A 7,430-nucleotide genomic window follows, 5' to 3' on the forward strand; every position below is an offset into this window, starting at 1 on the left:
GGGGGGGTCCAACCCTGGGCTGTCCCGCCCGCGCCGGCGTACGTCAGCGGTACGGCGTCAGTGCGCGCCGCCCTGCGCCTCGAGGCGCTTGAAGGAGGCCTCGATCTCGGCCTCGGCCTCGGCGCGGCCGACCCAGTCGGCGCCCTCGACGGACTTGCCCGGCTCCAGGTCCTTGTAGACCTCGAAGAAGTGCTGGATCTCCAGGCGGTCGAACTCGGACACGTGGTGGATGTCCCGCAGGTGCTCCACGCGCGGGTCGGACGCCGGCACGCAGAGCAGCTTGTCGTCGCCGCCCGCCTCGTCCGTCATCCGGAACATGCCGATGGCGCGGCACTTGATGAGGCAGCCCGGGAAGGTCGGCTCGTCGAGGATGACCAGCGCGTCCAGCGGGTCGCCGTCCTCGCCGAGGGTGTTCTCGACGAAACCGTAGTCGGCGGGGTAGCTGGTCGAGGTGAAGAGTCGACGGTCAAGGCGGATCCGACCGGTCTCGTGGTCCACCTCGTACTTGTTCCGCGAACCCTTCGGGATCTCGATGGTGACGTCGAACTCCACGGGTGGCTCCTCCATGATCAACACATAGCAAGACGCAGTACTGGTGATTAAGTGTCCCTCACGCACATGTGTGATCGCGAAAGGGGCTGGTGCGAGGTGCCGAAGGTCAGGACGTGGCAGCTCGCAGCAGGTGCTGCCGTGGTCGGCCTCACCCTCTCCGCCGGGGCGGTGGCCGCGGCGGGACCTTGGGACAACGGTCAGCGTAAGGCCGAGAAGCAGCGGGTGGCGGCCCACGGCCCCACGGGTGGCGCACATCACCAAGCGCCCGCGCCGAAGCGCCCGGCACCGGCGCCCTCCGCCGCCTCGGTGCTCGAGGCCCTCGGCGGCCCGCGGACCGTGTCCGCGGAGGACCCCGCCCGGGCGGACGGCCTGGCCGCGACGCTCGGGCCGCTGCTCGCCGACTCCGGCCTCGGACCGGCGCCCGCCGTCTGCGTCGTCGATCTCACCACCGGTGAGCGGCTGTACGGGAAGCGGGCGGAGGCGCCCATGGTCCCGGCGTCGACCGTCAAGATCGCCACAGCCGCCGCGGCCCTCACCACACTCGGACCGGACCACCGCATCCCCACCACGGTCGTCGCCGCTCCGGACGCCGACGCGATCACGCTGGTCGGAGGCGGCGACGCGACCCTCGACCGGGCCCGTCTCGCCGAACTGGCCGACCTGACCGCGAGCTCCCTGCGGGAACGCGGTGAGGGCTCCCGGAAGGCCCCCACGGTCCGGCTCGTGTACGACGCCTCGCTCTACCAGGGCCCCGTCCTGCATCCCATCGGCCCCAACGACAACATCGCCCCGGTCACCGCCCTCATGGTCGGGCAGGGCCGGCTCGACGACCGCACGAGAGGGCCCGCCACCCGCAGCGCCGACCCGGCCGGCGAAACCGCCCGGGTCTTCCGCGAGCAGCTCTCGGAACGCGGAATCCGCACGTCGCCGCCCGCACCCGGGCGCGCGCCGGCCGACGCGGTCCCCCTCGCCCAGGTGCTCTCGGAGCCGCTGTCGTCCGTCGTCGAGCGGATGCTCACCGACAGCGACAACGACATCGCGGAGTCGCTCGCCCGCCAGACCGCCGTCGCCACCGGCGACAAGGCGTCCTTCGCCGGCGCGGAGCGGGCCGTGACCGAGCAGCTCCGACGACTCCAGCTGCCGCTGGCCGGTACCCGGTTCGCCGACGGCAGCGGGCTGAACCGCCGCGACAAGGTGTCGGCGGCGCTGCTCACGACCGTTCTGGCGCGGGCGGCGGACGCGGCCCACCCCGAGCTGCGGCCGATCCTCACCGGACTGCCCGTCGCCGGCTTCAGCGGCACCCTCGAGAACCGCTACTCCGACACCTCCGCCGGCACCGGCCTTGTCCGCGCCAAGACCGGCACCCTCACCGGGATCAACTCCCTCGCCGGCACCGTCGTTGCCCCGGGCGGCCGACTCCTCGGCTTCGCGTTCCTCGCGGCGGACACACCCTCCCCCTACGAGGCGCAGCCCGCTCTGGACCGGCTGGCGGCCGCCCTGGTCTCCTGACGGCAGGGGCCCGAACCGGCCGGGGGACCGGATCGGCGGGCGACGACACCTCTCCGCGGCGCGGGCCGAGAACGTACGGTTGACGCATGACGAGCATCGGTGGTGCCGAGATGGTCGACTGGAACCTCGCCGTGGCGACCGCGACCCGCTTCGTGCGGCCGGGTCCCGAGGTGAGCCGGGACGAGGCGCGCGCCGTCGTCGCCGAGCTCCGCCGCCACGCCAAGGCCTCGGAGGAGCACGTCCGGGAGTTCACCCGGATGATTCCGGAGGGCGCCCGGCCACGGGACACCCCGGTCCTCGTGGTGGACCGGGCCGGCTGGATCAAGGCGAACGTCGCGGGCTTCCGCGAACTGCTGCGCCCGCTGCTGGACAAGATGCAGGAACGGCGCTCCGGCACGCCCGGCGGCGCGGTGCTCGGCGCCGTGGGCGGCAAGGTGACCGGCGTCGAGGTCGGCATGCTGCTGTCGTTCCTGGCGTCCCGCGTGCTGGGACAGTACGAGACCTTCGCTCCGGGCGGCAGCGACCTGCCGTCCGGAGACCCCGGGGAGGGCAACGGCGGCGGACGGCTGCTGCTGGTCGCGCCCAACATCGTCCACGTCGAACGCGAACTGGAAGTGGAGCCGCACGACTTCCGGCTCTGGGTCTGCCTCCACGAGGAGACCCACCGCACGCAGTTCACCGGCGTGCCCTGGCTGCGCGACCATCTCGAGGGCGAGATCCAGTCGTTCCTCAGTGAGACCGAGATGGATCCCATGACCGTCCTCGAGCGGTTCCGGGAGGCCGCGCAGTCCCTCGTCGGGGCGCGTCCGGAGGGCGAGCAGGACGAGGACGGCCGCTCCATCGTCGAGATCGTGCAGACCCCCGCCCAGCGCGAGATCCTCGGCCGGCTGACCGCGGTGATGTCCCTGCTGGAGGGCCACGCCGACTTCGTGATGGACGGCGTCGGGCCCGCGGTGGTGCCGTCGGTCGCGGAGATCAGGGAGAAGTTCCAGCAGCGCAGGGCACGGGGCGCGAGCCGGCTGGACCTCGCGCTGCGCAAGCTGCTGGGGCTCGACGCCAAGCTGCGCCAGTACCGCGACGGCGAGCGCTTCGTGCGCGCCGTGGTGGAGGAGGTGGGGATGGAGGGCTTCAACCGCGTCTGGACCTCACCGAACACGCTCCCGACCAAGGCGGAGATCGCCAAACCGGCGGACTGGGTCGCGAGGGTGCACCGCAAGGGCGAGGGCGCGCCGTAGAGGAGAGTCGCGAAAGACAGGCGGGCATCGGCAGAAGGGCGCCCCTCCAATCACCCGTCCGAGGGACCGTGGGCTGTGGATAGGCGTGCAATGCTCGGGTATTGGCTCGGTTCTGTCACCATCGACGCACTCTGAGTGACTGCTCTCGGAGTGACGGTCTTCGTCCTGTGGCCGTCCTGATCGTCCGACTCGACCGAGTCACCCCACTCCCGAACCGTTCACGAAGGGCACCGGACATGGGTCCCCATCCTGCGGTCGCGGCGATACGCCTGGCGGTCCGCCGCGTACTCCACGACGTCCTCACCGACCAGACAGAAAACGCCGCACGCTTCGCGCACTCCGCCCCGGGCCCGGCGCCCGCGAGCGCACCCCCGCTCGTCCTCGTGGCGTGCTCCGGCGGTGCGGATTCCATGGCGCTCGCCTCCGCCCTCGCCTTCGAGGCCCGCAAACTTTCCGTCCGGGCCGGCGGCATCACCGTCGACCACGGCCTCCAGGACGGCTCCGGCATGCGCGCCGCCGAGGTCGCCGCACGCCTCACCGCGATGCAGCTGGACCCGGTCGAGGCCATCGCCGTCCGGGTCGGCCGCGAGGGCGGACCCGAGGCCGCGGCCCGTGACGCCCGCTACGCCGCCCTGGACGACGCCGCCGAGCGCCACGGGGCCGCCGCCGTGCTGCTCGGCCACACCCGCGACGATCAGGCGGAGACCGTGCTGCTCGGACTCGCCAGAGGCTCCGGCATCCGCTCGCTGTCCGGGATGGCCGCCGTGTCGGGCACCGCCGGCCGTTACCGCCGGCCCTTCCTCCACATCGACCGGCAGACCGCCCGCAAGGCCTGCATGGTCCAGTCGCTGCCCGTGTGGGACGACCCGCACAACGCCGACCCGGCCTACACCCGCTCCCGGCTGCGCCACGAAGGGCTGCCCGCCCTGGAGAAGGCGCTCGGCAAGGGCGTCGTCGAGGCACTGGCCCGTACCGCCCAGCTCTCCCGCGACGATGCCGATGCCCTCGACAGCTGGGCCGCCGACGCGGAGGCCACCGTGCGGGACGAGAGCGGCCGGCTGGAATGCGCCAAGCTCTACGTCCTGCCGCCCGCCGTGCGCCGCCGGGTGCTGCGCCGGGCCGTGATCGAGGCCGGGGCGCCCGCCGGATCGCTGTTCGCCCGGCACGTCGAGGAAGTCGACCGTCTCATCACCGGATGGCGCGGTCAGGGCGCCATCAACCTGCCCGGCCGGGTCGAAGCGCGACGCCAGGGTGGCAGACTGGTCATTCGGCAAGGCTGAACCGCCGAGAGAAAGCGACGCGGGTGAACGAGAAGGACATGGGCACCGACCTTCAGTCGGTGCTCATCACCAAGGAAGAGATCGACGCGAAGCTCGTCGAGCTGGCCGCGAAGATCGACGCAGAGTACGCGGGCAAGGACCTGCTCATCGTCGGAGTCCTCAAGGGCGCGGTGATGGTGATGGCGGATCTGGCGCGTGCGCTGTCCACCCCCGTCACGATGGACTGGATGGCGGTGTCCTCGTACGGCGCCGGCACGCAGTCGTCCGGTGTGGTCCGCATCCTCAAGGACCTGGACACCGACATCAAGGGCAAGCACGTCCTGATCGTCGAGGACATCATCGACTCGGGGCTGACCCTGTCGTGGCTGCTGTCGAACCTGGGCTCCCGCGAGCCGGCCTCACTCGAGGTCTGCACCCTGCTGCGGAAGCCGGACGCGGCCAAGGTCGCGATCGACGTGAAGTGGATCGGGTTCGACATCCCGAACGAGTTCGTCGTCGGATATGGCCTTGATTACGCGGAGAAGTACCGGAACCTCCCGTTCGTGGGCACGCTGGCGCCGCACGTCTACGGAGGCTGAAGCAACGGCACGCCGGGGAACCAAGCCCGCCTTTTCGCCGTTGGAGCAGGGGAAGGCGGTCGTCGGCGTCGATGCTGAGGTACCGTCCGAAGAACAGTTGTCTTTTCTCACAGCAGCATTTACCTACGGGCAGGAGGGACGGGGCGACACCGCCCCGTATGGATGGACGTGAAGCGATACTTCCGTGGGCCGGTCATGTGGATCGTGCTGGCCGTCCTCGCCGTGGTCGTGCTGATGCAGGTCGTCGGCTCGTCCGGTGGCTACAAGACGGTTGACACCGGCGAGGTCGTCCAGGCGATCGCAAAAGACCAGGTCAAGCAGGCAAAACTGACCACTGGTGACGAGCAGATCATCAAGATCGAGCTCAAGGAGGGCCAGAAGGTCGACAACAGCAGCAAGGTGCAGGCCAGCTACATCGGCACCCAGGGTGCCGACCTGGCCGACACGCTGCAGGACAAGTTCGAGGCCGGCGCGATCGAGGACGGTTACACGGTCTCGCCGTCGAAGCAGAGTCCGTTCGTCTCGGTCCTGCTCTCCCTGTTGCCCTTCGTGCTGATCGTCGTGGTCTTCCTGTTCCTGATGAACCAGATGCAGGGCGGCGGCTCCCGAGTCATGAACTTCGGGAAGTCCAAGGCCAAGCTGATCACCAAGGACACCCCGAAGACGACCTTCGCCGACGTGGCGGGGTCCGACGAGGCCGTCGAGGAGCTCCACGAGATCAAGGAGTTCCTCCAGGAGCCGGCGAAGTTCCAGGCCGTCGGCGCCAAGATCCCGAAGGGTGTGCTGCTCTACGGCCCGCCCGGTACGGGTAAGACGCTGCTCGCACGCGCCGTCGCCGGCGAGGCGGGCGTCCCGTTCTACTCGATCTCCGGTTCCGACTTCGTCGAGATGTTCGTCGGTGTCGGTGCCTCCCGGGTCCGCGACCTCTTCGAGCAGGCCAAGGCGAACGCCCCGGCGATCGTCTTCGTCGACGAGATCGACGCCGTCGGCCGGCACCGTGGTGCGGGTCTCGGCGGTGGCCACGACGAGCGCGAGCAGACGCTGAACCAGCTGCTCGTCGAGATGGACGGCTTCGACGTGAAGGGCGGCGTCATCCTGATCGCCGCCACCAACCGGCCCGACATCCTCGACCCGGCGCTGCTGCGCCCGGGCCGCTTCGACCGGCAGATCGCGGTCGACCGTCCGGACATGCAGGGCCGGCTCGAGATCCTCAAGGTCCACCAGAAGGGCAAGCCGGTCGCTCCGGACGTGGACCTGGGCGCGGTTGCCCGGCGCACGCCCGGCTTCACCGGTGCCGACCTGTCGAACGTGCTGAACGAAGCCGCGCTCCTGACCGCGCGCAGCGACAAGAAGCTGATCGACAACCACGCGCTGGACGAGGCGATCGACCGTGTCGTGGCCGGCCCGCAGAAGCGGACCCGGATCATGTCCGACAAGGAGAAGAAGATCACCGCGTACCACGAGGGCGGTCACGCCCTGGTCGCGGCGGCTTCACCCAACTCCGATCCGGTCCACAAGATCACGATCCTGTCCCGGGGCCGTGCCCTCGGCTACACGATGGTGCTCCCGGAAGAGGACAAGTACTCGACCACCCGCAACGAGATGCTCGACCAGCTCGCCTACATGCTGGGCGGGCGTGCGGCCGAGGAGCTCGTCTTCCACGACCCGACCACGGGTGCCGCGAACGACATCGAGAAGGCCACCGCCACGGCCCGCGCGATGGTCACGCAGTACGGCATGACCGAGCGGCTGGGCGCGATCAAGTTCGGCGGTGACAACACCGAGCCGTTCCTCGGCCGCGAGATGTCCCACCCGCGCGACTACTCGGAAGAGGTCGCGGCGCTGGTCGACGAAGAGGTCAAGAAGCTCATCGAGGCCGCGCACAACGAGGCCTGGGAGATCCTCGTCGAGAACCGCGACGTCCTCGACAACCTGGTCCTCCAGTTGCTGGAGAGGGAGACGCTCGGCAAGGAGGAGATCGCGGAGATCTTCGCGCCGATCGTGAAGCGCCCGGCCCGCCCGGCGTGGACCGGCTCCTCGCGGCGTACCCCCTCCACCCGCCCGCCGGTGCTCTCGCCCAAGGAGCTGGCGCTGACCAACGGCGCCGCGAACGGTGCGACGTCGGCCTCGGCCACGGCGACCACGGTGACCGATGTCACCAAGTCGTCCGCCGAGCCGGTCCCGGAGGAGCGTCCGGAGGCCTGACCAGGGCATTCGGCGCCCCAGGGCCACCGGCCCCGGAATGAACGCCGCACCTCCCAGGTTCTAGCCTGGGA

The 7,430-nt window shown here is 70.4% G+C and carries 6 protein-coding genes; 5 read left to right on the forward strand and 1 reads right to left on the reverse strand.

Annotation, left to right across the window (positions count from 1 at the left end; translation table 11 throughout):
• Positions 1-57: 57 nt before the first annotated feature.
• Positions 58-552, reverse strand: coding sequence for an inorganic diphosphatase (locus tag ACWGH4_RS26895; RefSeq protein WP_005314187.1), 495 nt, complete (start codon positions 550-552; stop codon positions 58-60).
• A gap of 66 nt (positions 553-618) precedes the next feature.
• On the opposite strand from ACWGH4_RS26895, the gene dacB reads away from it, so the two are divergent.
• The 5 genes from dacB (at position 619) to ftsH (ending at position 7,359) form a co-directional block, all read left to right on the forward strand.
• Positions 619-2,061, forward strand: a complete 1,443-nt coding sequence (gene dacB, locus ACWGH4_RS26900) for a D-alanyl-D-alanine carboxypeptidase/D-alanyl-D-alanine endopeptidase (RefSeq protein ID WP_453465499.1) — start codon at positions 619-621, stop codon at positions 2,059-2,061.
• 86 nt (positions 2,062-2,147) lie between these two features.
• On the forward strand, positions 2,148-3,296 hold the full coding sequence (locus ACWGH4_RS26905) for a zinc-dependent metalloprotease (protein WP_453465501.1): 1,149 nt from the start codon (positions 2,148-2,150) through the stop codon (positions 3,294-3,296).
• Positions 3,297-3,532: 236 nt separating this feature from the next.
• Complete coding sequence (tilS, locus tag ACWGH4_RS26910; RefSeq protein WP_453465503.1) at positions 3,533-4,576, forward strand: tRNA lysidine(34) synthetase TilS; 1,044 nt, start codon at positions 3,533-3,535, stop codon at positions 4,574-4,576.
• Between the two features lie 38 nt (positions 4,577-4,614).
• Complete coding sequence (gene hpt / locus ACWGH4_RS26915; RefSeq protein ID WP_159689106.1) at positions 4,615-5,154, forward strand: hypoxanthine phosphoribosyltransferase; 540 nt, start codon at positions 4,615-4,617, stop codon at positions 5,152-5,154.
• 162 nt (positions 5,155-5,316) lie between these two features.
• Positions 5,317-7,359: an ATP-dependent zinc metalloprotease FtsH gene (gene ftsH, locus ACWGH4_RS26920; protein ID WP_441263650.1), complete on the forward strand. Its 2,043-nt coding sequence runs from the start codon at positions 5,317-5,319 to the stop codon at positions 7,357-7,359.
• Positions 7,360-7,430 lie beyond the last annotated feature (71 nt).

Source organism: Streptomyces sp. NPDC054847, from assembly GCF_053610925.1.

What these genes read in the sequence shown, in the direction of transcription:
- ftsH (WP_441263650.1), top strand. Translation starts at nt 5,317, where the DNA reads ATGGACGTGAAGCGATACTTCCGTGGGCCGGTCATGTGGATCGTGCTG.
- ACWGH4_RS26905 (WP_453465501.1), top strand. Translation starts at nt 2,148, where the DNA reads ATGACGAGCATCGGTGGTGCCGAGATGGTCGACTGGAACCTCGCCGTG.
- dacB (WP_453465499.1), top strand. Translation starts at nt 619, where the DNA reads ATGTGTGATCGCGAAAGGGGCTGGTGCGAGGTGCCGAAGGTCAGGACG.
- tilS (WP_453465503.1), top strand. Translation starts at nt 3,533, where the DNA reads ATGGGTCCCCATCCTGCGGTCGCGGCGATACGCCTGGCGGTCCGCCGC.
- hpt (WP_159689106.1), top strand. Translation starts at nt 4,615, where the DNA reads ATGGGCACCGACCTTCAGTCGGTGCTCATCACCAAGGAAGAGATCGAC.